Here is a 24763-nt window from a genome sequence, read left to right as displayed (position 1 = left end):
AAAACAGTTTGGAGACAACCATGAACCAAGCGCTTCCCCCCAGCATTTTGAATGCGCCCGAGGATCGTTACAGCACGCATCAGGTTTTGAATCAGGCTCAGCCCGCCAGTGGTTTCAATGCTTTTACGGGTGATCAGGTTTTAACTGAGGCCATTCGCCGCGAAGCCCCGTGGGCCGAATTGCGTTGTCAGGCTTTGGGGGCGGTGGCTGGTGATGAAAATGTTCAGGAGTTGGCCCGTTTGGCGAACCGTCATATCCCTGAACTTAAAACGCATGATCGCTTCGGCAACCGGATTGATTGGCTGGAATTTCACCCCAGCTGGCATGAATTGATGACCCTGGCCTGGCAGCACGAGGTGCCGAATTTAAGCTGGCGTACGCAAGAGAAAAACGGCCACTTCGCTCGTGCGGTCTTGTCCTATCTGTGGAATCAGGTGGAGCATGGTACGGGCTGCCCGACCGGCATGGCGTATGCGGCGTATGCCGGTTTCGAGGCTGAACCTGCTTTGGCGATCTGGGCGGACAAACTCAAAGGGACGCGCTACGAATACAGTCGTCGCGAAGTGGGGGACAAGCCCTCGGTGGTCATTGGCTATGCGATGACAGAAAAGCAGGGCGGATCAGATCTGCGCGAGACGCAGACTACTGCGCGCTTCTCCCATAGCGCGGATTATCACGGCGCTACGGCGCATTGGTATGAGCTGACGGGGCATAAGTGGTTTTGTTCAGTGCCGCAGTCTGATGGCTTTTTTACGCTGGCTAAAGTCAATGGCGGTGTTACTTGTTTCTTCTTGCCCCGTACCTTGCCGGACGGCAGCTATAACCGCTTTTTTGTACAACGCCTGAAGGACAAGGCGGGCAATCGTTCCAACGCGTCCAGTGAAGTGGAGTATGCGGGCACGCTGGCAATTCGGGTTGGGGAAGAAGGGCGCGGTATTCGGGAAATTCTGTCGCACTCGCATTTGACACGTCTGGATTTTGCGATTGGCTCGGCGGGTTTGATGCGACAGGCGCTGACCTTGGCCCTGCGTCACACGACATCACGCAAGGCTTTTGGAACCTCCATTGCCGATCGGCCCATGATGAGCAATGTGCTGGCGGATATGGCGGTAGAAGTGGAAGCGGCAACCTTGATGTCCTTGCGCGTGGCCAAGGCCACTGACCTGATGCAAAGCAGTGACCACGAAAGGCTGCTGGCTCGGGTGGCCACGCCTGCGGCTAAGTACTTCAATTGCTCGCGCGCCCCCTCCATTGCGAATGAGGCTTTGCAATGTCACGGCGGCAATGGCTTTATTGAAGAAAATCCCATGGCCCGTGTGTATCGAGAGGCCCCCTTGAACAGCGTTTGGGAAGGGACGGCGAATATGATGTGCATGGATGTGCGGCGCGCCATGATCAGAGATCCGCTTACGGTGGAGGCGGTTTTCAATGAAATCAGACCCTTGGCCGGGCAAGACAAGCGATTCGATGCACTGGTACAGCACACTGAGCGTTTGGTTCGGGCGGCAATCGAGGATGAGTTCCTGGCCCGCCCCATGACCGAAGCCGTCGCCCGCGTCTTGCAGGCGGCCGAGCTGCTGCGCTATAGCTCTCAAGAAGTGGCGGATGTGTTTTTAAGTACGCGTAGCGGCGGGGAAGTGGGGGCTTGAGGAGCGCATTACGGTACTTTGGGAGTGATGGCATCTTCGTCAGTCGCGCAGAAAATTATGCGCAGAGCGATGGTGACAGATTGATTTGTGCTGTTTGTAGATCCTGGAGTGAGCAGGGGCTATCTGGATCAAGTCCGGGATAGCCCTTGTTCTTTGAAGTCCGACGGCTTTGCAAGTAATGCAGCGTCAGTCTTACGCTGCTGTGCAGACTCTTAATCGGTGTCCATCCGGGTCCAGTGCAACGAATGTGCGCCCAAAAACGGCTGTCATGGGCTCTTGCTCTATGGTGATACCCGCAGTCACCCAGTTTTGATACAGCTGATCAACAGCCGCATCATCGTCCACTAAAAAAGAAAGCTCGGAGCGATGCCCAGTTCCGGATGATACAAAGCTGGCTGCCTGGGTAGACCACAAACCCAGGGTCAGGTCCTTGTTCAGTTCAAACGCGACATAGGTGGGGAAGGATTCAGCGGGCGCTTTTTGAAGCAGCTTCTCATAGAAAAGGCTGCTGGCGGCGGGGTCTTGGACATAGAGCAGCAAAAGGTTTGGGTGATTCATGATCGCTCCAACAAGGTGATTGAGCAGATCATTATGGGTGACCATGCTGCCAAAAAATGGCAGTATCTGGCATGGCCCGAGCAGAACGACTTCTTTCCCTTTTACAAGTGCTACGCCGACACAAGCGCCCGGTGAGTGGTGCGCGGCTGGCCCAAGAGTTGGGTGTCAGCATTCGGACCTTGTATAGGGACATTGCTTCCTTGCAGGCGCAAGGTGCCGATATAGAAGGGGAGCCGGGAGTCGGTTATGTGCTGCGACCTAGTTTCATGCTGCCACCCTTGATGTTTTCTCAAGCAGAGCTGGAGGCCTTGATACTGGGTTTTCGCTGGGTAGAAAAGTTTGCGGACGAGCCGCTGACCAAAGCGGCTGGCGATGCCATGGCCAAGATCTCTGCGGTCTTGCCCGATAGCTTGAGAGACAGCCTGGACAGCACCGCTTTACGGGTTGGGCCTAGAGTGATTCAGGATGCTGAGCTTGTTGATCTCGGCATTGCGCGTACAGCGATTCGTTTGCAGCGCAAGCTGCGCATCACTTATATAGACGGGGCAGGCCAGGAGTCGGAGAGAGTGATCTGGCCTTTTTCCTTGGGCTACTTTCAGCACTTCCGGATTCTGGTGGGCTGGTGCGAATTGAAAGGGGACTTCCGGCATTTCCGGACGGACAGGATACAGCGCTTGGTCTGTCTGGAGGAGTCTTATCCCCGGCATCGGGCTGACTTGTTCAAGCAGTGGCGGGCAACACAAACAGAGCTACGCTACGTGCCTGACACCTGACACCTGACACCTGACACCTGACACCTGACACCTGATTCCTGTGACCTTGCTTTGTGAAAACCGGTTTCTCTGTCCTGATCGTCAAGCCCTCCTTGCAAGAGGGTTTTTTCTTTGCCAATTATTGTTATGTTATAACATCTCAAAATTGACAGAAGTCCTCTGCAAGGAACTGCCCATTGATGCCTCAAGGAAGAAGAGAAATGACGATGAACCTCGATAACACGCCAGTCGATCCCGCAGCCCGCATTCCCGTAACGGTTTTGTCCGGTTTTCTGGGTGCGGGCAAGACGACTTTGCTGAACCACATCCTGAACAATCGCGAAGGCCGCCGCGTGGCCGTTATCGTGAACGATATGAGCGAGGTCAATATTGATGCCGCTTTGGTTCGTGACGGTGGTGCCGAGCTATCGCGCACCGATGAAAAGCTGGTGGAAATGAGCAACGGCTGTATTTGCTGCACCTTGCGCGAGGACTTGTTGTTGGAGGTGGACCGTCTGGCCAAGGAAGGGCGTTTTGATCAGTTGGTCATTGAATCCACCGGCATTTCAGAGCCACTGCCCGTGGCTGAAACGTTCACCTTTGAGGGCGAGGACGGCCGCTGCCTGGGTGAAGTCGCGCGCTTGGACACTATGGTCACGGTAGTGGACGCCTTTAACTTTCTGCGCGATTACAGCTCGCAAGACAGCATCCAGTCCCGTGGCGAATCTTTGGGTGAAGAAGATGCGCGTACCGTTGTGGACCTGTTAATTGAGCAGATCGAGTTCTGTGATGTGCTGGTTCTGAACAAGATTGATTTGATCAGCGAGCCAGAACGCGAGCACCTGATGGCCATTCTGAACAGTCTGAATCCCCGTGCTCGTATTGAAACAGCCGAGTTCGGCCAGGTGCCCTTGGACCGCGTTCTGAACACCGGCTTGTTCGATTTTGAAGAGGCTTCCAAGGCCCCAGGCTGGCTGCAGGAATTGCGTGGCACTCATACCCCGGAAACCGAAGAGTACGGCATAGGCAATTTTGTTTACCGCGCCCGCCGTCCATTCCACCCGCAGCGTTTCAAGGAACTGGTCGAAAGCGAATGGCCTGGGGTGGTGCGCTCCAAAGGCTTTTTCTGGTTGGCGAACTTCCCGACTCTGGCGGGCTCCTGGTCACAGGCTGGCGCGGTGGCTCGCTATCACGTGGCGGGTTACTGGTGGGCGTCCATGCCGCCTGAACGCTGGCCGGAGGATCCCGAAGCGGTAGCGCTGATCAAGGAAAAATGGGACGAACGAGTAGGGGATGCGCGTCAGGAGCTGGTTCTGATTGGCATGGATATGGACGAGGAAGCACTGCGCGCCCGTTTCGATGCCTGCCTGTTAAGCGATGAAGAAATGGCCAGCGGCCCCAGCACCTGGACAACATGGACGAATCCGTTTTCAGACTGGCCTTGATAGCGTTGAGGTCTTGCCAGGTCTTTGCCAGCGTGAGCAAGGCCTTTTGATTGGATGTTGAGTATGACTGTTGTACTTCCCGACCCGGCTTTGAATGATTCCTCCCATGGCCTGACTCCGCTTTCCTGGGTGGGTATGGAGGGAGTCGACCTGCCCATTACCGTGCTTGAACGAGGCTATAAGCAGCAGCTCCATGCGCGGGTGGATGCTCAGGTTGATTTGCCCTTGGCACATGTAAAAGGGATACATATGTCCAGGCTGTACCGCTTGCTGAATGACTTGCCGCCAGAACAGTCCTTGTCACCGTTAGGGCTGCGGCGTCTTTTGCAAGGCATGGTGGATAGCCAGCAGGACTGTGGAACGCGCAGTGCACGACTGTGTTTTCGCTTTGATTTATTGGTGCGACGGCCTGCCTTGGTCACGCAGGGTCTGGCCGGCTGGAAATCCTATCCCGTCGCGCTGGAGGCCAGACTTTTGGACGGTATCTTTATATGCAAGGTGCAGGTTCAGATAGCTTATTCATCGACCTGTCCTTGTTCGGCTGCGCTGGCTCGGCAGTTGATTGAACAGGGCTTTATGCAGGCCTTTGGAAAGCAGCCTGTCTTGCATGCAGATGAGGTAGCTGCCTGGTTGCACAAGCACGCCAGTCTGGCCACTCCACATAGTCAGCGTAGTCAGGCTCTGGTTCACATCCAAGTATCGGAAGACAGTGAGGATTTTGGGTTTTTGACGCTGATTGATCGCATTGAAGAGTCATTGGCAACACCCTTGCAAACCGCCGTTAAACGAGCAGACGAGCAAGCCTTTGCCGCCTTGAATGGTCAGAACCTGATGTTTGTGGAAGACGCGGCGCGTCGTATAGAAGCGGCCTTGGGGGGCTATCAGAATCCTGGTGTTCAGGTCCGACATCTGGAGAGTCTGCATCCCCATGATGCAGTGGCGTTCAAAACTCCTGTATCGGAAGGGATGCCTTTTCTGCGACTGAGCGGGGGCGTGGCGCCATGAATGTTCTAGTCCTTGCTGTTCCATGCCAGACACACTCCACGAGTCAAACTTTCTTGCTATTGGCGCAGCCAAGCAAGCTCACGATATGTCCATTTGAGCGGGTATGTCGCTCCCGTGCTTGGGAGCTGCGATGAAAACCGTTCTTGTCTCTGTTCTGGTCCTGCTTGTTCGCGGCTATCAGCTTTTTATTAGCCCATTGCTGGGGCCACGTTGCCGCTTTTATCCAACTTGCTCCCAGTATGCGATTCAGGCTTTGCAGGCGCATGGCCCCCTCAAAGGAACTTGGCTGGCTGCACGGCGCCTTGTTCGTTGTCACCCTTGGCATCCGGGCGGGCATGACCCTGTTCCAGCTCTTGATGATCGGGGTAGGCAATCGCTCAAGCAAGCAGGAGAAGACCGTGGGTAAGGATGCAGCACCAGAAGAGTCCATAGTTCAAGCCCAGCAAGCCATTGTGGAGAGTTTCCAGTTCCTGGGGAACTGGATGGCCCGCTACGAATATTTGATTGATCTGGGGCGCTCCTTGCCGGACTTCCCGGACGAATGGCGTACCGAGACGAACCGTTTGCATGGCTGTCAGGCACAGGTCTGGATGGTGTCTGAATTGCGTGATCACAAGTTGTTTTTTCAGGCCCGTAGTGATTCCGCCATCGTCACCGGCTTGTTGGCTTTATTGATGCAGGTGTACTCGGGGCGTTTGCCGCAAGAAATCCTGTCCCATCCCCCTGACTTTTTACGGGCAATTGAACTGGAGCAGCACTTGTCACCGAATCGCGCCAATGGTCTGTTTCACATGATGGAGCGGATTCGTTTGACGGCACAAGACGCTCTGGATGTAGAAGCCTCAAAGGTAAAACCATGACGCCAGTAATCCCGAAGGCCTCTACCTCTGAGGCTGCAGAAACCGCCAGGCAGCATACTTTGCGTCATGCCGATTTGCTGCTCTGTGGCGCTACGGTAATGACTCCTAACGGGGCCGAGCGTCTCGACATCGCCTGTGCGCAAGGCCGGATTACGGCTCTTGGTGATTTGTTGCCCGGCTGGAGTGCAGACTGTGTGCTGGACCTTAATGGCCTGCATGTTTTGCCGGGGGTGATAGACAGTCAGGTGCATTTCCGAGAGCCGGGGCTGGAGCACAAAGAGAATCTGGAAGCGGGTACACGGGGCGCAGTCCTGGGCGGCGTGACGGCGGTTTTTGAAATGCCCAACACCTATCCCTTGACCTTGGGTGCTGCCGATTTGCAAGCCAAGCTGGATGCTGCTCAAGGCCGAAGCTGGTGTGATCACGCCTTTTATATCGGTGGTTCTGCCTTGAATGCCGATTCCTTGCAGGAACTGGAACAGCTCCCAGGTTGCGCAGGCATCAAGGTCTTTATGGGCAGCTCCTTTGGAGACCTATTAGCGGATGAGGACGACGTGCTGCGTCGCATCTTGCGTCATGGTCGCAGACGGCTGGCAGTACACGCCGAGGATGAGACCAGACTGCGTGAACGCAAATATATCGCCCTGGATAGTGGCGACGTGCGCCAACACCCGGTTTGGCGTGATGTGGAAAGTGCCTTGAAGGCAAGCCAACGCATTGTTCGTCTGGCGGCAGAGGTGAAGCGCCGATTGCACGTGTTGCATGTGTCTACCGCAGAGGAAATGCAGTTTCTGGCCGCGCACAAAGATCGCGTAACGGTGGAAGTCACCCCGCACCATCTCAGCCTGCAAGCCCCCGACTGCTATGAGCGTCTGGGCAGCCTGGCGCAAATGAATCCCCCGGTGCGCGGGCAGGTTCATCAAGACGCGCTGTGGCAGGCGATTCGTTCGGGCGTGGTGGATGTCATTGGCAGCGATCATGCACCTCATACCTTGCAGGAAAAGTCTCAAGCCTATCCCGCCTCACCCAGTGGCATGACTGGCGTGCAAACCTTGCTGCCCGTGATGTTGAACCATGTACACGCAGGCCGCCTGAGTTTGCAGCGACTGGTGGATTTGACCAGTGCCGGACCTGCCCGGGTTTTTGGACTGGAAGGCAAGGGGCGCATAGCCCTGGGTTTTGATGCGGATTTCAGTATTGTGGATTTGAAGGCACGCCGCCGCGTCCGCAATGACTGGATTGCCAGCGTCAGCGGCTGGTCTCCCTACGACGGCATGCCAGTGGTGGGCTGGCCGATTCACACCATTGTGCGCGGCCATTGTGTTGTTCGTGATGAAGTCCTGGAAGGGCAGGCGCAAGGCAGGCCGCTGCGTTTTCTGGAAGTCCCTTAACCGCCCATTCAGCAAGGAGTACGTCGTGACGGATTCAAAAGAGCTTAAAGAGCGAGGCCTGAAGGTGACGACGGCTCGTATCCAGATTCTTGAGATATTCCAGGCCCCCGGCATTCGTCATTTGACGGCAGACGATGTGTATCGCCAACTGATCCGGCAAGGCAGTGAGATTGGCCTGGCGACTGTCTACCGGGTGCTGACCCAGCTGCAACAGGCAGGCTTGCTAAAGCAGGTTTATTTCGAATCCGGCCGGGCGCTGTATGAGCTGGACGATGGCGAACACCATGATCACCTGATTTGCACGGACTGCGGGCGTGTGCAGGAGTTTCATGATCAGACGATCGAGCAGCAGCAAAAAATGATTGCTCAGGAGCGGGGCTTTCAGGTTATGGAACATGGTCATGTGGTGTACGGACGCTGCCTGAATCCGGATTGTGAATATCGCCCGGAACCCATGATGACAAGGAGAAAACATGAAGGCTAAAGGACAAGACACAAGATCTGCTGACAATATGGCAGTACAAATAAACCGCCGAATCTCGGTAGAGCAGGTGGAGGAGGGCCACGAACTGGCCCCCAAATTTGACGAACAGGGCCTGATTGCCTGCATCACGACAGACGCTAACAATGGCGAGGTCTTGATGCTGGGTTACATGAACCGGGAAGCCCTGGAAAAGACCATACAGACCGGTGAAGCCCATTACTGGAGTCGCTCGCGTCAAATGCTCTGGCATAAAGGTGCCAGCAGTGGACTGGTGCAGACGGTAGAGGAAATGCGTATCGACGACGACCAGGATGCGGTGTGGTTACGTGTGCGGGTAGCCGGTTCCGGGGCCAGTTGCCACGTAGGCTATCACTCCTGTTTCTACAGACAGGTGCCGGTTGGTGTCGAGCATAGCAAGGGTCAGGATCTGGTCTTTGTGGAGTCCGCCAAGACCTTTGATCCCAAAGACGTGTATGGGGATGCGCCCAATCCCACTGTGCTTTAAAGGGTGCTCATGCTGGCGGGGCTGGGCGAACTTCACGTTTACTTCTGGCCGCCTGAACCTGTGCTGATCAGGACGATGCAACCCCCGTCAGTCGGGTAGAGCGATGCTCCCGATAAGCCGCTGCCAAGGTCCGCAAGGCTTCCCGCGAGCGTTGATCGGTCAGCGTTGAGTGCAACACAATCCGGGAAGGGGGCAGGGCTGGCAGTCCCAGACGTTGGCCCACATCAATTGCATCTGGTGGCGCCAGGCGGCATGAAAATGCCGCGACCGCCAAACCGGCAGAGACCGCTGCCATCACGGCCGCATGGCCACCGCCCACAAACACTTCATTCCACTCAATCCCGGCAGTGCTTAACGCGTGTGTCGCAATATCCCGCACGCCACAGCAGGGAGCCAGGGCGGCCAGCCGTAAAGGTTTGCCTTCTTGCTGATGAAAGCAGGGTGCCGCAAACCAGGCAAAGTGTTCAGGCCCCAGGTCCTCTCCGTCACGGCGATGATCCTCCTGGCGCACGATGACGGCATCCAGCTCTCCCTTGTCAAAATCTTCCAGCAAGCGATGCGAGCTTTCCAGGCGAACTTCAATCGTCAGTGCAGGGTCTCGTTCATTCAAACGGGACAACAAAGTAGGGACTTCCGGCCCGGCAACGTGCTGGGCAATTCCCAAACGAAAGCGGCGGCAATCGCAGAGCAGGGCGGCTCTGGCGCGGTCGTGTGCAGCAATGAATTCCCGTGCGGGATTAATGAAAACCGTACCTTGAGCAGACAGCCGTACCAGCCTTGGAGTGCGTTCGATCAGCTTGTAACCCAGGCGCTCTTCCAGGCGTTTCAGCTTCACGCTGATCGCGCCTTGTGTGGTGCCCAAGGCTTCTGCGGCTTTGGTAAAGCTTTGGAACTCGGCAATGCTCACAAAAGCTTGTACGGATTCCACATCCAGAACAGGGCGGCTCATGATCTATCCATATTTGTTGTTTCTGATATGCCCGATCATAGCATTGATGAATGGCTGGCCCGTCCCTACTATCTCTCCTGACTGAGCGGTCCCGAGCTTTTGGGTTTTGGTATCCGCACTTTGGCTCGCCGGGACGGCGACGTGTATTGACGACTTTTTGGAAAGATAACGATGACTCCCTCTATCTCGAGTCAGGGCCGCTACGCCTTGGCTGCCGTGTGCTTGTCAGCCTTGATGCTGGGCCTGGAGATCTCCAGCGTGCCGCCGATTTTATCCACCATAGAACAGGTCATGGGGGCCAGTTTCCGGCAACTGCAATGGGTGATGGCAGCCTACACCATTGCCATGACGACCATTCTGATGGGGGTAGGCACTTTGGCGGATCGCTACGGCCGCAAGCGCATTTTTACGATCGGGATTGTGGCGTTCGGGATCACTTCCCTGGTGTGCGGACTGACGGAAAGTGCAGCTGTTCTGATTGGCGCACGTTTTCTGCAAGGCTTGAGCGCTGCCATGATGCTGATCTGCCAGATCGCGATTTTGTCGAACCAGTTTCGGGACGGACAACAGCGTGGCAAGGCCTTTGCGTGGTGGGGTGTGGTCTTTGGTGCCGGGCTGGGTTTTGGGCCGATTGTGGGTGGCCTGATTCTGACTCTGGCCAGCTGGGAATGGGTGTTTTTGATTCACGCCGTACTGGCCATTATTACCTTGCTGCTGGCGCGCGCTGGCGTACAGGAGTCGCGTGATCCGGGCGCCAGCACTTTGGACGTAGCCGGTATTGCCACCTTGTCCTTGGCCGTGTTTTGCCTGGTGCTGTTTGTCACTCAGGGGCCGGTGCTGGGCTTTGCCAGCCTGCCAGCCTTGAGCATTATTACCCTGTCCGTCCTTAGCCTGATTGCCTTTGTAATCGTGGAGCAGCGCAGTGTTAGGCCCATGCTGGAGTTCTCCGTATTTCGTATCCGCAGTTTCTCCGGTGCTTTGTTGGGCTCGATGGGGCAGAACTTCAGCTTCTGGCCCTTCATCATCTATTTGCCCATCTACTTTCATGTGGGGCTGGGGTATGACAGTGTGCAAACTGGCCTGGCCTTGTTGGCGTACACCTTGCCGACCTTGTTTGTGCCTCCGTTTGCCGAGCGTCTGGCACAGCGTTGGCAGCCGGGTGGAGTCATTACGCTAGGTCTGTTCTTGATTGGCCTGGGCTTTGTAGTGATGAAGATAGGCAGTGTTTCCGACCAACCGGGCAGGCTGATTCTGCCAGGCTGTGTGCTGGCCGGGATTGGTCTGGGCATGGCCAATACTACGACCACCAATGTAATTACCGCCTCGGTGTCGGCTGAACGCGCCGGTATGGCGTCGGGGGCGGATACCAGTGCCCGCATGATCTCCCTGGCCTTCAATATTGCCGTGATGGGCTTTGTTCTGGTGCAAGGCATCATGAGTGATCTGCGTGCTCGCCTGGGTATTGCTGTTGATGGCGAACTGCGTCATCTGGCTGAAAAAGTAGCCTCTGGCGACATCAATATCGTGTCGCAAAGCAGCGCCTTGCTGGCGAATGCCGCCGATCCTGTCGAGGCGGTTCATGCGGCCTTGATTGCCGGTTTTGGCTGGGTCATGGTGTACGGTGCGCTAACTGCCTTTGCTTTGGCGGCCTTAAGTCATCTGGTGTTTGGTTCCGCCAGGAAGAGTGCACAGGCGTGTTGCAGTCCTGGATAGGGGCAGGCACAAAAAAGCCGGGCAAATGAGCCCGGCTTTTTCTTATGGATGCTGCGGTAAAAGCATTGCGTTTAGCCTATCCCCCATGACTAGTGGGTGTCAGAGTTTCAAGCCTTGGCCAGGGCTCCCAGCTTCTTCTGGCTATTCGAGCGCCAGAACGAGTAGCTCAGTCCCAGCATCAGCAAGATGCACGCAATAATAAAGACCATGCTGATCGGGCGCTCCAGGAAGATCATGGGGTCACCACGCGAGAGCAGCAGGGCGCGGCGGAAGTTTTCTTCTACCATCGGTCCCAAGACAAAGCCCAGCAGCAAGGGGGCCGCCTCAAAGCGCAGGCGCATGAAGAAGTAACCCAGCACCCCAAACAGCAGCACGATATTCACATCGAACAGGTTGTTGTTGGTGCTATAGACACCCACGCACACAAAGAACAGGGCCGCGGGGTACAGGTACTTGAAGGGCACGGACAGCAGGCGCACCCACATGCCGATCAAGGGCAGGTTCAACACCAGCAGCAGGATGTTGCCCACCCAGAAACTGGCGATCAGGCCCCAGAACATATCGGCGTGCTCGACCACCATTTGCGGGCCAGGCTGGATGCCGTGAATGATCAGCGCGCCCAGCATCAAGGCCATGACCGGGTCGCCGGGAATGCCCAGGCTCAGGGTAGGAATGAAGCTGGTCTGGGTAGAGGCACTGGTGGCGGCTTCGGGCGAAGCAATGCCCTCAATCGCACCACGTCCAAAGCGCTCGGGGTTCTTGGCAACTTTCTTTTCCGTGGCGTAGGCAATGAAAGACGCAATGGTCGGGCCAGTGCCGGGCAGAATCCCGAAAGCCGCACCAATCGCAGTACCGCGCACCAGAGCGCCTTTGGATTGCTTGATATCGCCTTTTTCCGGACGCAGGGAACGGGTGGAGACTTTACCAATGGCCTTGGTGTGGCCGCTATTGATCCGGTTGATGTTCTTGAGAAAGTCCGCAATACCGAACAGGCCCATGGCCAGCGCCACAATCTGCAAGCCGTCCTGCAGTTCCGGAATATTGAAATCAAAGCGCGATACACCACTGTTCACATCCGTACCGACCACGCCAAAGATCAAACCCATGACGACCATGGCCACGCCCTTGATGGCAGAACCTTTGGCCAGTGTGGCGCCGGCCAGCAGGCCCAGCATCATCATGGAAAAGTATTCAGCCGGGCCGAATTTGAAGGCAATATCGACCAGCGCGGGCGAGAACAGAATCATGGCCAGAATGCCAATGGTGGCCCCAAAAAAGGAGGACAACATCAACATGAACAGAGCCGATCCGGCCTTGCCGTTGCGGGCCATGGGGTTGCCGTCCAGACACGCCACCGCGTGCGAGGCGGTACCGGGCAGATTCAGCATGATGGAAGTAATACCGCCACCGTACTGGGAGCCATAGTAAATACCGGCCAACATAATCAGGGCGGCGGTCGGGGTCATGGCGTAGGTCAGGGGCAGCAGGATGGAGATGGCTGCCAGCACACCCATGCCGGGCAGCACCCCGATCAGGTTCCCCATGAACACGCCAAACACGGCCCACATCAGGTTGTCCAGTTGAAAGGCAACGCTAAAGCCGTGCATCAGGTTAGATAGAATTTCCATGGCTTAGCCCAAAGTGAACAGGGGGAATTGCAGCTCCAGCCCCCAGGAGAAAATAACCACACCCAGCAGCGTCACGAAAATGGACAGCAGCAGGGCGGTGAGCCAGGAATGTTCCTTGTCGCCCATGGCAGAGATGAACACCAGGGCAAAGGTGGCGGGAACCAGTCCGCCGTAGCGACCCAGAATAATGAAGGCGATGATGCCACCCACAATCGCCATCCAGCCACGCCATTGCGGCGGGCCGTAGTCCTCCTCCTGCTCATCGTCGTGCGCGGCGGTCTCTACAAACAGGTACAGAGCGCCCAGCACAATCATCACGATGCCCAGCAGAAACGGGAAGTAGCCCGGTCCCATGCGGGCCATGGTGCCCAAGGAGTATTTCTGTCCCATCAGGACGGTAAATACGCCTACTCCCACCATCAGGCCGGCTGAATAATATTTTTGTCTGCTCATGAATCTCCTCATTCCCCTAAAGCAAGCATGATTTTTATAAACCCTGAAAAAGAGCGATTAAAAATGAGGCTAGCTTAGCGGAGCAGGAGAGGGCTTAGGGTGACAGTTTCATTACCTTTTGGTCATGTTTGAATGGTTTGGTAAGGCTTAAGCAGGAAGCACAATGGTGACTTTCAAGCCGGATATTCCTTTGGAGAAAATCAGCTCGCCCCGGTGCAATTCAATAATGGCGGCAACGCTGGTTAATCCCAATCCAAATCCTTCACTATCATTATTGAATCTATAAAAATACTTGCCTACGTTTTCATATTCGCTTTCTGGTAATCCCGGGCCATCATCTTCCACAATGATGGAGATTTTATTGTCAAAGCGTTTTTTAATTTCAACGCTGGCATGGGAATGGGCGTATTTAACAGCGTTATCCACCAGATTGGCTAAAGCACTGGCTAATAAATTGCTGTCGCCATTAATAATGACTCTGTCGATTTTCTTTTTCTGCAGCGTGACGCCCTTTTCTTCAGCGAAAAAGCTGTACAAGTCCAGAACGTCTTCGGCAATCACTTCCAGATTGCAGGCCTTGAAGTTCTGTCTTTGCACACCGGCATTCAGCTCGGCAATTTGTAGTAGCTTGCCCAGCAGCACGCTCAGGTTCTCTACTTCTTCAATCGCGTCTTGTTGTGCCTCCCGGACATGGGGCGGGACACCTGGCAGGTTCTGGGTTTCACGCAGCTTGCCAACGATGCGGGTGAGCGGGGTGCGGATATTGTGGGCCACGGTATCGGAGATATGCCGTGCGCCTTGCATCAGGCTCTCGATCTTGTCCAGCATGCGGTTGATGTCGTGGTGGATCAGGCCAAAAACGTCCTCGCTCTCGGAGGTGATGCGCTTGGAAATGTCGCCCGCGCCTACCTGTTCCGTCAGCAGGCGGATGCGGCCCACGCGGTATTTCAGCTCATTGCTAAAGACATAGGCGCCCAGAATTACCAGCATCAAGGCCAGGATCATGGAGGTGACGATGATGCGGCTAAGCATTGCACGCAGCTCGATCAAGGTGCCCAGCTCGTGGCCGACCACCAGGGTTTCTCCGCCGGACAGTTTGGTGACGCGGACATTGCCTTCGGATAGCGCGTCGATATGCTTGATCTGCACTTCCACCACTTGTCGTTCTGGCAGGTTGTTCAGGCCGGGGATCTCGCTGATATTGCCCACCAGGGTGTGATTGAATTCGTCCAGCAGCAGATAGATTTCCTGGCCCGAATCAATCCGGTCCGAGAGGGTTAGCTCGATCATGCGCAGGATCTCTTCGCGCCCGCCGACTTCGTAGGCAATGCTAAGACGCTGTACGGCGACGTTGATTTGCCGCAGGTGCTCATCGCGCAAGGCTCCAAACACCTGAACGTAGAAGAAGCCGATTAAAAAGAGCGTGGTGAAGATGGCCAGGATGCTGTAGTTCAAGGTCAGCCGGAAGGAGGTGGACTCCCACAGGCGTTTGATGAAATCAATCATCGCAGCGCTTTAGCTTGAAACCGTCGATGCTGTCCTTGTCGCTAAGTACATAGCCACGGCCACGCACGGTATGGATCAGGGGCGTGGCGCCTTCCTTGTCCACCTTGCGCCGCAAACGACTGACCAGCACATCAATCACATTGGATTGCGGGTCGAAGTTGTAGCCCCAGACCACTTCCAGCAGCATGGTGCGGGTAACGATCTTGTGGCTGTTCATCAGCAGGTAGGACAGCAGCTTGATTTCGCGAGGCTGCAGCTCCAGCACCTCGTCGCCACGGGAGATTTTCTGGTTGCGGATATTCATGACCAGATCATCCACCTGCAGATTCTTGATTTCTGCATTGTCACTGCTGCGGCGTATCAGGGCATGCAAGCGGGCGGCCAATTCCTGAAAGGAAAAGGGCTTGATTAAATAATCATCGCCACCGGCTTTCAAACCATCAACTTTGTCGTCTACGCCGGATAAGGCACTTAATACCAGTACAGGGACTTTTTTACCTAAAGATCGCAAAGTAAAAAGAATGGACAGGCCATCGACATTATTGGGTAGCATGCGATCCAGGATAATCACATCCCATACGTCTTTCATGGCATTTTCCAAACCGGAAACGCCGTCATGACTGGTCACCACCGAATAGCCCAGCTCGGATAAGCCATTCACTAAATACCGGGAATTTTCCCGGTCGTCTTCAATCAGTAAGCAATTCCACATTTGGCTTCTCGGAGATTTATGAAGTGGCAGACTCATCCATTCCAGAAATGGATTGATCAAAAAGGCTGATCCCGACTAAGAGGCGAACATGACAAAACGGTAATGTTTGATGTCAGGAAATATAAATATTGATTCATCCTGTTAATACTGTCATGTGCTCTGAATTATAGGAGTAATTAGTCAGCACATTATTCTAATAAAAATCTCAGGGCTGTCGGGCTGGAAATCCGGAAATGCGCCGGAAATTGTCTGGGATGTTTGTCCATTGGCTAAAAAATGCGGGTGGCGCTATGAGGCCCAATACAAGGTGGGCTCTATTCCTGGATTGGGGAGGTCGCCTTACTCTCTGCAGGTGACCACAAAGCATGGAAGTGATGGACCGGACCTTGCCCCAAGCCAATCCGCAATTGGTCAGCCGCGGCCAAAGCGCCATTCAAGTATTCCTTGGCCAAGCCTACCGCGGTCGGTACGCTGCGGCCCGGTAGCAGAGCAGCAATGGCGGAGGACAGCGAACAGCCCGTGCCATGCGTGTTGCGTGTCGGAATGCGTGGCGACTGAAAAACATGGCTTTGCCCTTGGCCTTGCAGCAAATCCACACTGTCCGGGCCGTCCAGATGGCCGCCCTTTAACAGCACCCACTCAGGGCCCAGCAAGCACAGTTCGCTTAAGGGGCTGTGCATCTCTTGCAGTGAGGCGGGTTCCGGTTTGTGCAGCAGATCGCCCGCTTCGGGCAAGTTGGGGGTAAGCAGGGTACACATGGGCAGCAGCCTGTCGCGCACGACGGACACGGCTTCGGGGCTGAGCAAACGATCCCCGCTTTTAGCGACCATGACCGGGTCCAGCACAATCGGGCAGTCCAGACCGTGATGGTGCAGGCGGTCTGCAATTGCTTCCGCAATCCCTGCATTGGCGATCATGCCGATCTTGATGGCATCCACGCGCACATCCTCAAACACCGCATCCAACTGGTCCGCCACAAAGTCCGGCTCCAGCGCCACAAAACACCGCACACCCTGGGTGTTTTGCGCGACCACGGCGGTAATCACGCTCATGCCATAAGCGCCCAAGGCATACATGGCTTTCAGATCAGCCTGAATACCGGCACCGCTGGTCGGGTCCGTGCCCGCAATACTCAAGACATTGGGAATCATGCTTGGCCTGCTTGATCTTGAGTGGTAGCCAATGCCAGTGCCCGACGGGCAACTCGTACTACATCAAAGCTGTGTGCCACATCCAGACTGTCCAGTTCCGCATTGCTGAACCAGCGCGCGTCCAGAGCGTCATCGCCTGCTTGCGGCTCACCTTGCTGCCAGCGAAACAGCACGGCAATCAGAATGAAATGCGAATAGGCCAAAGGTCTGGCGCTGGGTTCGCGGTCAAATACATCCAGCGCATCAAAGAGCTGCATGGCCTGGCCTTGTACGCCGGTTTCTTCGGTCAGTTCCCGATGGGCCGCCGCCATGATGGTTTCGCCCGCGCGAATCTTGCCACCCGGAAAGGCCCAGCGTCCTGCATCGGGGCGATTGGCGCGGCGTATCAGCAAAATCCGGTCTTGATGGATGACGGCAGCCAGGGTGGCGGCAACCGGGCCGATGGGGGAGGGAGAGTGGTCAGAAGACAAGATAGCAACTCCTAGTCAAGGATAGCCATCCGGCAGCAAGCGGCGAGCAGGTACAGACCCGTCCCTTCGCCGGCATGACCCGGATCAGGTTCAACGGGTCACTGCGGTGCAATCTGCTCGGGCAGTTTCTCAGCCTGCTCGCCAGGCTCCCCTCGGTGAAAAGACCGTTTCTGTAAAAACGGTCTGGGCGAGTATACCTGTCTTTAGCCTATAACTCCCCCGTCAAAAACTGCGCCCGCCCACGCCCGAAGGACCAGTCTGCATCGCTGTTTTCTACCAGAGCGATGATCAGGTCATTGGGCGACACGCCACAGTTCTGTTCCAGCCGTTCTGCCAGCAAGCGGTAGAACTGGACTTTCTGACTCTCGCTGCGGGGGCGGGACACGATGTGCAGCAGTACCACCTTGTCGCTACGCGGATAGCCCAGGCCGGTGTCTTCCAGTATCAGCTCGCCGGGACGGTGCTGGGTCACGCACTGGTAGCGGTCGCTGGCGGGAACATCAAAGGCTTGCACCATGGCTTGATGCGCGGTGTCCAGCAGCAGGCGCAGCTCTTTGTCGTTGCGGCCTTGGATCAGATCAAATTTCAGTAATGGCATGATGGTTCATTCTTGATTGGGACTGCGGTCTGCAAGGCCGCTGGAACTGATAGCCATATCGTCGTAAATCAGACGTTCGGCTTCGATTAGCAAATTCGACAACTGTTGATACGCTGCGACCCATCCATCTATGAGCTCGTTGCCTGTCATCCTCGCGATCAGCTCTTCGCGTATGGCCTGCAGCTGGCAAGTGCTCATCATTGGGTCATGCTCGGGCTGGATCTGTAGAGCGAGGTGATTGTTGGCGATCTGGCTGACCAAGGGGCTCGTCGGTGGGGAGTCGCGCAGTATCAATTCATAAAAATAGGTGGTCAGGGCTTTGTCGCCGCTTGCCAGCAGCGGGGCAGCGGTCCTGATGATGTCGCGTTGAGCGTCCGTCACCATAAGATTCAAAAGCCGGGCAAGACGTGGCTTTTTTTACAGTGTTCAAGATAGACAGCTGGGCGAGTCATGGTTTCAGTCTCCTGGTTTGAGGGCGGGATAGCAGGGCTATCGATAGGGAAGATAGAAGACTGATTGGATCAAGTAAAATGATGAATAATGATTATATGAATCACTAATAATGATAAAAAAGCGATTCATGTAGGCGAGGCCTGGATGAGCCTGCGGTTTCTTGCGAACGATCAGCGGGTGTTACTTGTTGCCCTTGGATGGCTTGATGATGAAGGTTGCACGCCTGTCGCTTGGCGTTCTGAGAAGAACTTTCTGTTTATCAATCACTAAAAAAGATTTTATTAATCAGTATTCATCATTTTACTTGATCTGTTGCTGCGCCTATCGTCAGGGCTTCTAAACGACGGTTCTTGGCACAGCCAAGGCTCTGAGGCCACTGTGACACAGGCCCAGGCCTGCAGGCGACAAGGTGACTGCCGACACTGGCCGCTTGTACCTGTTGGGCAAGTGGCTCACGACGTATCACTCTCGGTATTGCACTGTAGAGGACTTGCCCCCCGGTGACCTTTTCAAGGAGCTAATCATGCAATTGCGAGACAACGGACTCAGGTTCTCGCCCATCACTATTGTGCTGCACTGGCTTGTAGCGGCCTTGCTGTTTTCCATTCTGGGCTTGGGGGTGGCCCTGGCCCAAAGCCCCGGCGATGTGCGATTGGTGCAGCTGCAAAATCTGCTGGGGACGCTGCTGTTCCTGATTTCCATCTACCGCTTCTGGGCGCGGGTGACTTCTTTTCACCCCTTGCCGGTGGGCTCGCCCAACCCGGTGGAAGTAATAGTGGCCCGCTCCGTGGCGACAGCCCTGGCCTTGGCGATGGTGCTGCTGCCCGTCGCCGTCTGGCTATCCCGTGCGGCGGCTGGCGTGGCGGTGGAGTTGCCCGGTGGCCTGGCGTTACCGACCGTGATCAGCCCGAATGAGCAGGTCAAAGCCGTGGTTGATGTGCTGTTCAATATTGGCGCCACAGCCTTTTTGGCAGGGCTGGCCTTGCACCTTTTCGGGGCATTCAAGAATCATTTTGTACTGAAGAATCTGGCCTTGCGTCGCATCTTGGGCAAACAGGTGGAGTTGTAAATCATGAGCGAAGCAAATCGAGACTTTGCGGGCAATGTCATTACGGATATGTGCGGAGTGCAGTACCCGATTTTTCTGGCGGGCATGGCTGCGATTTCCGGGCCGCAATTGGTGGCGGCGGTAGCGAACGCGGGTGGGATGGGTGTGCTGGGTGGCTTGCGTCTGGCTCCCTTGATGCTGCGTAAGTGGCTGCGGGAAACCAGGGCGCTGACGGACCAGCCTTTCGGGGTGAATGTGGTGCCGCAGTTTGGTGGCCCGGAGGTGTTCGAGGCCCAGTTTCAAGTGATCTTGCAGGAGCGGCCTCGCATCCTGTCGCTGTTCTATGCCGAGGACTATTCCGCCGACATGATTCCCCGCGCCAAAGACGCCGGCATGATTGTGATGGTGCAAACCGGCACGGTGGCTCTGGCTCGTAAAGCGATTGCGCATGGGGCCGACATTATCGTGGCCCAAGGCAGTGAGGGTGGTGGCCATCTGAATCGCGGCACGATTGGCCTGATGTCTTTGCTACCAGCGATTCTGGACTGTGCGCAAGGTCGTCCCGTACTGGCGGCAGGCGGGATTACGACCCGCCAGGATGTCAGGGCGGCCATGAGCCTGGGGGCTTCCGGCGTATTGGTGGGCACGGCCTTTCTGGCCAGCGAGGAGTCCAACGCGCATCCGCTCTACAAGCAAAAGATTCTGGAAGCCAGCACGGATGATACGGAATATCGCACTGGCTATTCCTTTGGCTGGACTTATGGCACACCGCATCGCGTGATTCCCAACCGTGACAAGTGGAATGTGCTGCGTCTGGTCGGGGGTGGGGCGCGGGCAATTGATAAGGACAGAATGGCCAGGAAACTGTCTTTGTATGCCGGTCAGGGCGTGGGCAAGATCCACAGCATTGTGCCTGCGGCAGAGCGGGTCGAGGAGCTGGCCTTGGGCTTGTACTGACGCTTTACTGCGGCATAGCCTGTGCGGAGCGGCTGGACAGACCCACAGGCTGACCGGTCAACTCAACAGTGCGGCTTCGCCTTGATCCAGTTTGGGTAATTGGGCGAACTGCGCTTGAGCCAGGGCCACAAAGCTGCGCAGGGCCGAGCCAGGATTCGCGTCGGCACGACGGATAAACACGGTTTTTACCCGCGCAAGGTCAGGCGGCAGTTCGTGGCATTGCACGGGCAGGCGCAAGCTGCTGTTCTGGGCGACCGCTTTGGGCAGCAGGGTAATGCCCATGCCCGAGGCTACGCAGGACAGAATGCCGTCCAGTGTGCCCATTTCCATGATCTGGTTGGGCACCAGCCCAGCCTGATAAAACCAGTGTTCCAGCGTAGAGCGGTAAAAGCAGCCGGTTCTAAAGACCAGTACGGTTTGTTGGGGAATTTTTTCAATCAGGGCAGGCAGGGATTCCACCGCCTTGCTGCTGACCAGCACCAGTTCTTCTTCAAACACTTCTTCTTGAGTCAGGGCGGCGTTTTGATGAAAGCCACCGACAAACGCACCATCGAGCTGGTGGGTCTCAATGGCGTTGATCAGCTCGGCCGTGGTGCCGGTTTGCAAGGACAACTGAACCTGGGGGTAGCGTTCGCGGTATTGGGTCAGAACCTGGGGCAGACGGATGGCGGCCGTGGTCTCCATGGAGCCCAGACGCAGCAGACCGCTGGGAGTGCCAGTGTCTTGCAGGGCGGCACGGCTTTCTTCGGTCAGTTGCAAGATACGGCGGGCGTAGGCCAGAAAGGTATGGCCAGCCGGAGTCAGCACCACACCACTTTTCTGGCGTATGAACAATGGCTGTTCCAGTTCGGCCTCCAGTTCTTTGATGCGCATGGTGACGTTCGATTGCACGGTGTGCACCTTCTGGGCAGCGGCAGTAAAGCTGCCATGCTCGGCAACCGCACAAAAAATCTGTAATTGACGCATTTCCATCTCGGCCATTCCATTTCTGAAAGTGATGTGTGGATTTCTAATCAATCACTTTATAGCATTCTTGATGAGTCGTAAAGCGCTTTGGGGGGGGCTTACAGTTGATTGCGGTAGTTCGCCGGGGTGTGACCAAAGCTGCGTCTGAACAGGCTGATAAAGGCACTGGGGCTGGAATACCCCAGATCGTAGGCAATGGTGGCGACAGGGTCACCGGCTGCCAGCATTTCCAGGGAGCGCATCAGGCGGGCGCGTTGACGCCAGGCGGTGAAGTTAAAGCCGGTTTCTGTCACGAAACGGCGGCTTAACGTGCGCAGGCTGACCGCCGCCCAGTCGGCCCAATGTTCCATGCCCTGATTGTTGCTGGGGTCGGCAATCAGGGCGCGGGCAATGCGTTGTAAACGCGGGTCCTGGGGGAGCGGGAGCCCAAAAGGTTCGATGGGCAGACTGCGGATTTCATCCAGGATGACGGAGGCAATATGAGCCTGGGCTTGGGGCAAGGGCGCGGCGGGAATCAAATCCCAGGAGCAGGCGCGCAGCACGGCTTCACGCAGCAGGCCGGAAGTGCGCAAGGTGCAGGCCTGGGAAGGCAGATCGGCGCAGGCTGCTTCGTCTATATAGACGCTCCAGCCATGAAAAGGGCCATGCGATTGGCCCGAGTGCAGGACGTGCGGCGGCAGCCAGACGGCATGGATGGCGGGTACTACCCAAACGGCGTCCTCCACTCCAACGGACAGCAGGCCGCGCAGGGAGCCGAACAACTGCCCGCGAGCGTGTTGATGGGGGCGCGAGGACAGCTCCGAGTCATGGTTGCCGGTGACGGCGAACAGGACGGGGTGCTCGGGAAAGTTCAGAAAATCATGCAAACCAATCTTGCGTTCAGGCATGGCGTAATTTTGTTATCTATTGACCGATATAGTGTACAGCTGCCAAAACCTTTCTGCTTACACTGAAAACCTTGATGAATAAAGGAGTGACACATGCAAGCCCATGACATTCTTCCCGATCACGCCAGTGAAGTTCAGATTGATGGCACCACCATTCGCAAAGGCACGGTAGGCGCGTTTCTGGCTAATGCTGCCGCCTTGCGTCAGCCTGATGTCAGCGACGCTCAACGCCAGCGCGCCTTGAACGATATTGTGGCGGCCTTGCCGGCTCTGAAAGCACTAGGCTTGTTTGATGCCTTGGAGATTCGAGATCCCCAACTGCGCGATTTTGTGGAGTCCAGACTGTGATGAGAGGTGAAGGCGCAACGGTTCGACCGTATTTGTTGCGCGATACCGCTTGGCTGTATTTACCTAGCGGCTTGATGCATGCTTTCGGAAGCCCTCCGCATCTGGGTGTGCGCCGCTTCGATGTTGGCTGTCTTTATTGATGGCAAGGAGCCGCTTATGCAAGTTGATGACACGCAGTTTCCATTGGTGTTTCTAAGAGAACACAGCTCGCAGCAAACGCCGCAACAGGCGCAGGATCAATTGGAGGCCTTGTTGAATCGGGGCCAACGCTTTGTCTTGCTGACTGACAGGTTGGGCGGTGGGGACCATGCCCATGAGGAAAGCCACGAGGATCGCAAGCAACGCGCCTTGTTCTTCAAGCAGAACAAGCAGCGCTTGAAGGATTTGTGCGCTGGCATGGTAGTGATCAGCAAGGGGCGGGCCATTCCTGCTGCAGCACGCCTGGCACAGCAGACCTTGGGCCGGGTGCTGGGCCTGCAATTCAGCTTTGTCGTTGATGAAGGCGAAGCGAGGCTTGAGGCCAGTCGGTTACTGGCCCGTTAAATTGCGGGCGGCATGGCTGCCAGAAAGAGGGTATCCGATCAAAAGAGGGACCACAGGCCGTGTGACGCGGCCTGTTTTTGTGTGCGCTTTAGTTGGCTTGCAAATCCAGCGTGCTATCCAGGTGTATGCGTTCAAAGTCTGAAATCAGCACCTGAATACGAATATCCCAGCTGGCCAGATGCGGCAGCTCGACATTACTCACTTCCCATTGATCCTGCCGCGTGAGTTCCGCCGGAAAGGTAATGGACTCCACCCCGGCTTGCGGGTTGCTGAAAATCACCTCCACTTCTTGAGCCTTCAGGGGACTGAAATCCGGCTCGTATAAAGAGACGGTCAGAATGGCCGGGTGCTGGGTGGAGGCCGGGATGTACAACAGATCCGCCATACCGGCTTCGGTATGAATATGGCTGGAAACGCTGGGTGGAACTAGTTGGGCCAGGGCGCGCGGGGGCGGGGTGAAGCGCCATAATGCGGCCACGGCCAGGATCAGCACCGCCAACACATATTCCAGACGAACCACACGTCGCAGAGCCTGTCGGGCATCGCTACGCTGTTGCAAGACGGCTTGAGTCAGACGATAGCGGTTGTAGGCTCCCAAACCCAGCAAGAGCAGGACCAGAATCAGCTTGGCACTGAGCACTTGTCCATATCGGCTTTCCCATAGCGAAGCGAGTTGACCGAATTGCACGTAGATCAGCGCGGCTCCGCTCAGGACCAGAACCAGCAGGACAGCGGGAATCCAGCGCGAGAACAGCGTCAGCAAGCGGGATTCCTGAGCATGCTGAAGTGCATGAACCAAAGGCAGGAAGGAACCAATCCACAGTGTCAGCGCCACGACATGCAGCCAGACACTGGGCCGAGATAGCCAGACGGGATCTGCTGTGCTGGCATGTCCGCTGGACGCCAGGGAAGCTCCCAGAAGAATCAGCGCCAAAGCAGCCAGCCATTTCTTACTAGTGGCGTTTCTTGCATTCCAGGAAAGGGCGGCACAGGCTAGGGCGACCCAGCCCAGCGGCACGGCCAAGCCCATCGAGGTGGATGCCGCCGTTTTCCAGGCCGATGTGCTGAACAGGGCGGACAGCGGCAAATCCAGCGCATCGACACCGACCAGGCCCAGGTTCAGCAATAAGGCGACGGCACCTAAAGCCAGCATTCGCGGTGCGATATGACTTTGCGGGTTTGATGCTGGACCCAGAGCGCGGTAGACCACCCAAGCTATCCCTGTAAACAGGCCCACATAGCCCAGAAGTCGGGCCAGCCAGATCAGTCCATTTCTGAGGGGATTGCTGTGGGTGCTGTCCACCAGATTTGAGCTGAGCGCCCCAATGGAAAATGTCAGTGTTCCGCCTACGGGATGGCCGTCAGCAGAAATAACCCGCCAGCTCAGCCCATACGTGCCTTCGGTTTCCATGGGCGGCAAGGCCAGTTCCAGTCGCTGGTCTTGTGTCAGAACGTCCTCCAGCTCCTTGGAGGAACCATCGGGACGAATCAACTTCATCAGCAAGGGCGATACGGTCTCATTGAAGCTCAGGCTGGCTGTACTGGGAGCCTGGGCCAGCACCGTGCCGCTATCGGGTTTGCTGGCGACCAAGGAGGCATGGGCATACAGCACCGGCGCCCAGGCCAGCAACGGCAAGGCAAGCAGTAGCACGAGCAGTGGGTGGCAAGCTGCCTGCCTACGCAGGGTCTGCGTTTGCATAAGATCTCCTTCAGGCTGATGCCCAAAGGCATC

Annotated in this window: 27 protein-coding genes and 1 riboswitch; of the genes, 14 read left to right on the top strand and 13 right to left on the bottom strand. The window is 56.2% G+C overall.

The features are described 5' to 3' along the window. The first annotated feature begins 20 nt into the window (after positions 1 to 20). The gene (locus tag N879_RS03715; protein WP_009454662.1) at positions 21 to 1649 is read left to right on the top strand and encodes an acyl-CoA dehydrogenase family protein; all 1629 of its coding nucleotides are present in this window, start codon (positions 21 to 23) and stop codon (positions 1647 to 1649) included. Positions 1650 to 1841: 192 nt separating this feature from the next. On the opposite strand, the gene N879_RS03710 is transcribed toward N879_RS03715, so the two are convergent. After that, positions 1842 to 2207 carry a VOC family protein gene (locus N879_RS03710; protein WP_009454661.1) on the bottom strand — a complete coding sequence of 122 codons (366 nt, stop codon included), beginning with the start codon at positions 2205 to 2207 and terminating at the stop codon, positions 1842 to 1844. Between the two features lie 71 nt (positions 2208 to 2278). On the opposite strand from N879_RS03710, the gene N879_RS03705 reads away from it, so the two are divergent. The 8 genes from N879_RS03705 (at position 2279) to hisI (ending at position 8649) form a co-directional block, all read left to right on the top strand. Next, positions 2279 to 2980, top strand: coding sequence for a helix-turn-helix transcriptional regulator (locus tag N879_RS03705; protein WP_031232155.1), 702 nt, complete (start codon positions 2279 to 2281; stop codon positions 2978 to 2980). 200 nt (positions 2981 to 3180) lie between these two features. Next, positions 3181 to 4404: a zinc metallochaperone GTPase ZigA gene (zigA, locus tag N879_RS03700; protein WP_009454659.1), complete on the top strand. Its 1224-nt coding sequence runs from the start codon at positions 3181 to 3183 to the stop codon at positions 4402 to 4404. Positions 4405 to 4467: 63 nt separating this feature from the next. Beyond that, the gene (gene folE2, locus N879_RS03695; RefSeq protein WP_009454657.1) at positions 4468 to 5409 is read left to right on the top strand and encodes a GTP cyclohydrolase FolE2; all 942 of its coding nucleotides are present in this window, start codon (positions 4468 to 4470) and stop codon (positions 5407 to 5409) included. A gap of 130 nt (positions 5410 to 5539) precedes the next feature. Beyond that, the gene (gene yidD, locus N879_RS19940) at positions 5540 to 5815 is read left to right on the top strand and encodes a membrane protein insertion efficiency factor YidD (protein ID WP_009454655.1); all 276 of its coding nucleotides are present in this window, start codon (positions 5540 to 5542) and stop codon (positions 5813 to 5815) included. Continuing rightward, on the top strand, positions 5712 to 6269 hold the full coding sequence (locus N879_RS03685) for a SufE family protein (RefSeq protein WP_235484231.1): 558 nt from the start codon (positions 5712 to 5714) through the stop codon (positions 6267 to 6269). The genes yidD and N879_RS03685 overlap by 104 nt, the downstream gene beginning before the upstream one ends. Next, positions 6266 to 7660: a dihydroorotase gene (locus tag N879_RS03680; protein ID WP_009454651.1), complete on the top strand. Its 1395-nt coding sequence runs from the start codon at positions 6266 to 6268 to the stop codon at positions 7658 to 7660. The genes N879_RS03685 and N879_RS03680 overlap by 4 nt, the downstream gene beginning before the upstream one ends. Before the next feature lie 25 nt (positions 7661 to 7685). Next, complete coding sequence (fur, locus tag N879_RS03675) at positions 7686 to 8144, top strand: ferric iron uptake transcriptional regulator (RefSeq protein WP_009454649.1); 459 nt, start codon at positions 7686 to 7688, stop codon at positions 8142 to 8144. Positions 8145 to 8172: 28 nt separating this feature from the next. Continuing rightward, on the top strand, positions 8173 to 8649 hold the full coding sequence (hisI, locus tag N879_RS03670; RefSeq protein ID WP_128831583.1) for a phosphoribosyl-AMP cyclohydrolase: 477 nt from the start codon (positions 8173 to 8175) through the stop codon (positions 8647 to 8649). A gap of 67 nt (positions 8650 to 8716) precedes the next feature. On the opposite strand, the gene N879_RS03665 is transcribed toward hisI, so the two are convergent. After that, entirely contained in the window at positions 8717 to 9598 is an 882-nt protein-coding gene (locus tag N879_RS03665; protein WP_009454645.1) for a LysR substrate-binding domain-containing protein, read from the bottom strand. A gap of 171 nt (positions 9599 to 9769) precedes the next feature. Between N879_RS03665 and N879_RS03660 the strand changes: the two genes are divergently transcribed. Then, positions 9770 to 11311, top strand: coding sequence for an MFS transporter (locus N879_RS03660; protein WP_009454643.1), 1542 nt, complete (start codon positions 9770 to 9772; stop codon positions 11309 to 11311). A gap of 107 nt (positions 11312 to 11418) precedes the next feature. Here N879_RS03660 and N879_RS03655 read toward each other — a convergent pair whose 3' ends face one another. The 8 genes from N879_RS03655 to N879_RS03620 form a co-directional block, all read right to left on the bottom strand. After that, the gene (locus tag N879_RS03655; RefSeq protein WP_021446689.1) at positions 11419 to 12939 is read right to left on the bottom strand and encodes a tripartite tricarboxylate transporter permease; all 1521 of its coding nucleotides are present in this window, start codon (positions 12937 to 12939) and stop codon (positions 11419 to 11421) included. Between the two features lie 3 nt (positions 12940 to 12942). After that, entirely contained in the window at positions 12943 to 13392 is a 450-nt protein-coding gene (locus tag N879_RS03650) for a tripartite tricarboxylate transporter TctB family protein (protein WP_009454642.1), read from the bottom strand. 147 nt (positions 13393 to 13539) lie between these two features. Continuing rightward, positions 13540 to 14898 carry a sensor histidine kinase gene (locus N879_RS03645; protein ID WP_009454641.1) on the bottom strand — a complete coding sequence of 453 codons (1359 nt, stop codon included), beginning with the start codon at positions 14896 to 14898 and terminating at the stop codon, positions 13540 to 13542. Then, complete coding sequence (locus N879_RS03640) at positions 14891 to 15610, bottom strand: response regulator transcription factor (RefSeq protein WP_021446688.1); 720 nt, start codon at positions 15608 to 15610, stop codon at positions 14891 to 14893. Before N879_RS03640 ends, N879_RS03645 begins: the two co-directional genes overlap by 8 nt. A 314-nt stretch (positions 15611 to 15924) precedes the next feature. Further along, positions 15925 to 16761, bottom strand: coding sequence for a bifunctional hydroxymethylpyrimidine kinase/phosphomethylpyrimidine kinase (gene thiD, locus N879_RS03635; protein ID WP_009454637.1), 837 nt, complete (start codon positions 16759 to 16761; stop codon positions 15925 to 15927). Further along, the gene (locus tag N879_RS03630; protein WP_009454635.1) at positions 16758 to 17231 is read right to left on the bottom strand and encodes an NUDIX hydrolase; all 474 of its coding nucleotides are present in this window, start codon (positions 17229 to 17231) and stop codon (positions 16758 to 16760) included. The genes thiD and N879_RS03630 overlap by 4 nt, the downstream gene beginning before the upstream one ends. 44 nt (positions 17232 to 17275) lie before the next feature. Then, a riboswitch (TPP riboswitch) is annotated at positions 17276 to 17394 on the bottom strand. Between the two features lie 45 nt (positions 17395 to 17439). Then, complete coding sequence (locus N879_RS03625; RefSeq protein ID WP_009454633.1) at positions 17440 to 17829, bottom strand: tautomerase family protein; 390 nt, start codon at positions 17827 to 17829, stop codon at positions 17440 to 17442. A gap of 6 nt (positions 17830 to 17835) precedes the next feature. Beyond that, on the bottom strand, positions 17836 to 18213 hold the full coding sequence (locus tag N879_RS03620; protein ID WP_009454632.1) for a bifunctional nitric oxide dioxygenase/dihydropteridine reductase 2: 378 nt from the start codon (positions 18211 to 18213) through the stop codon (positions 17836 to 17838). Between the two features lie 592 nt (positions 18214 to 18805). Here N879_RS03620 and N879_RS03615 point away from each other — a divergent pair. Both N879_RS03615 and N879_RS03610 read left to right on the top strand, forming a co-directional pair. After that, on the top strand, positions 18806 to 19351 hold the full coding sequence (locus tag N879_RS03615) for a cytochrome b (RefSeq protein ID WP_009454631.1): 546 nt from the start codon (positions 18806 to 18808) through the stop codon (positions 19349 to 19351). Positions 19352 to 19354: 3 nt separating this feature from the next. Continuing rightward, the gene (locus tag N879_RS03610; protein WP_009454630.1) at positions 19355 to 20287 is read left to right on the top strand and encodes an NAD(P)H-dependent flavin oxidoreductase; all 933 of its coding nucleotides are present in this window, start codon (positions 19355 to 19357) and stop codon (positions 20285 to 20287) included. A 57-nt stretch (positions 20288 to 20344) separates the two neighbouring features. Here the strand turns inward: N879_RS03610 and N879_RS03605 are convergent, their stop codons facing one another. Together N879_RS03605 and N879_RS03600 are read right to left on the bottom strand one after the other, a co-directional pair. Then, positions 20345 to 21268, bottom strand: coding sequence for a LysR family transcriptional regulator (locus N879_RS03605; RefSeq protein WP_009454628.1), 924 nt, complete (start codon positions 21266 to 21268; stop codon positions 20345 to 20347). An 83-nt stretch (positions 21269 to 21351) separates the two neighbouring features. Beyond that, positions 21352 to 22140 (bottom strand): AraC family transcriptional regulator, encoded by a 789-nt coding sequence (locus N879_RS03600; RefSeq protein WP_021446687.1) that lies wholly within the window; start codon positions 22138 to 22140, stop codon positions 21352 to 21354. A 93-nt stretch (positions 22141 to 22233) separates the two neighbouring features. Between N879_RS03600 and N879_RS03595 the strand changes: the two genes are divergently transcribed. Beyond that, entirely contained in the window at positions 22234 to 22488 is a 255-nt protein-coding gene (locus tag N879_RS03595) for a hypothetical protein (protein WP_009454626.1), read from the top strand. A 156-nt stretch (positions 22489 to 22644) separates the two neighbouring features. Beyond that, the gene (locus tag N879_RS03590) at positions 22645 to 23031 is read left to right on the top strand and encodes a hypothetical protein (protein ID WP_031232143.1); all 387 of its coding nucleotides are present in this window, start codon (positions 22645 to 22647) and stop codon (positions 23029 to 23031) included. Between the two features lie 88 nt (positions 23032 to 23119). Here N879_RS03590 and N879_RS03585 read toward each other — a convergent pair whose 3' ends face one another. Continuing rightward, positions 23120 to 24730, bottom strand: coding sequence for a copper resistance CopC/CopD family protein (locus N879_RS03585; RefSeq protein WP_009454621.1), 1611 nt, complete (start codon positions 24728 to 24730; stop codon positions 23120 to 23122). Positions 24731 to 24763 lie beyond the last annotated feature (33 nt).

Origin of the sequence: Alcaligenes sp. EGD-AK7 (assembly GCF_000465875.3) — a bacterium.
Lineage (GTDB): Bacteria > Pseudomonadota > Gammaproteobacteria > Burkholderiales > Burkholderiaceae_B > Alcaligenes > Alcaligenes phenolicus.
This window is presented reverse-complemented; position numbering and strand designations above follow the sequence as displayed.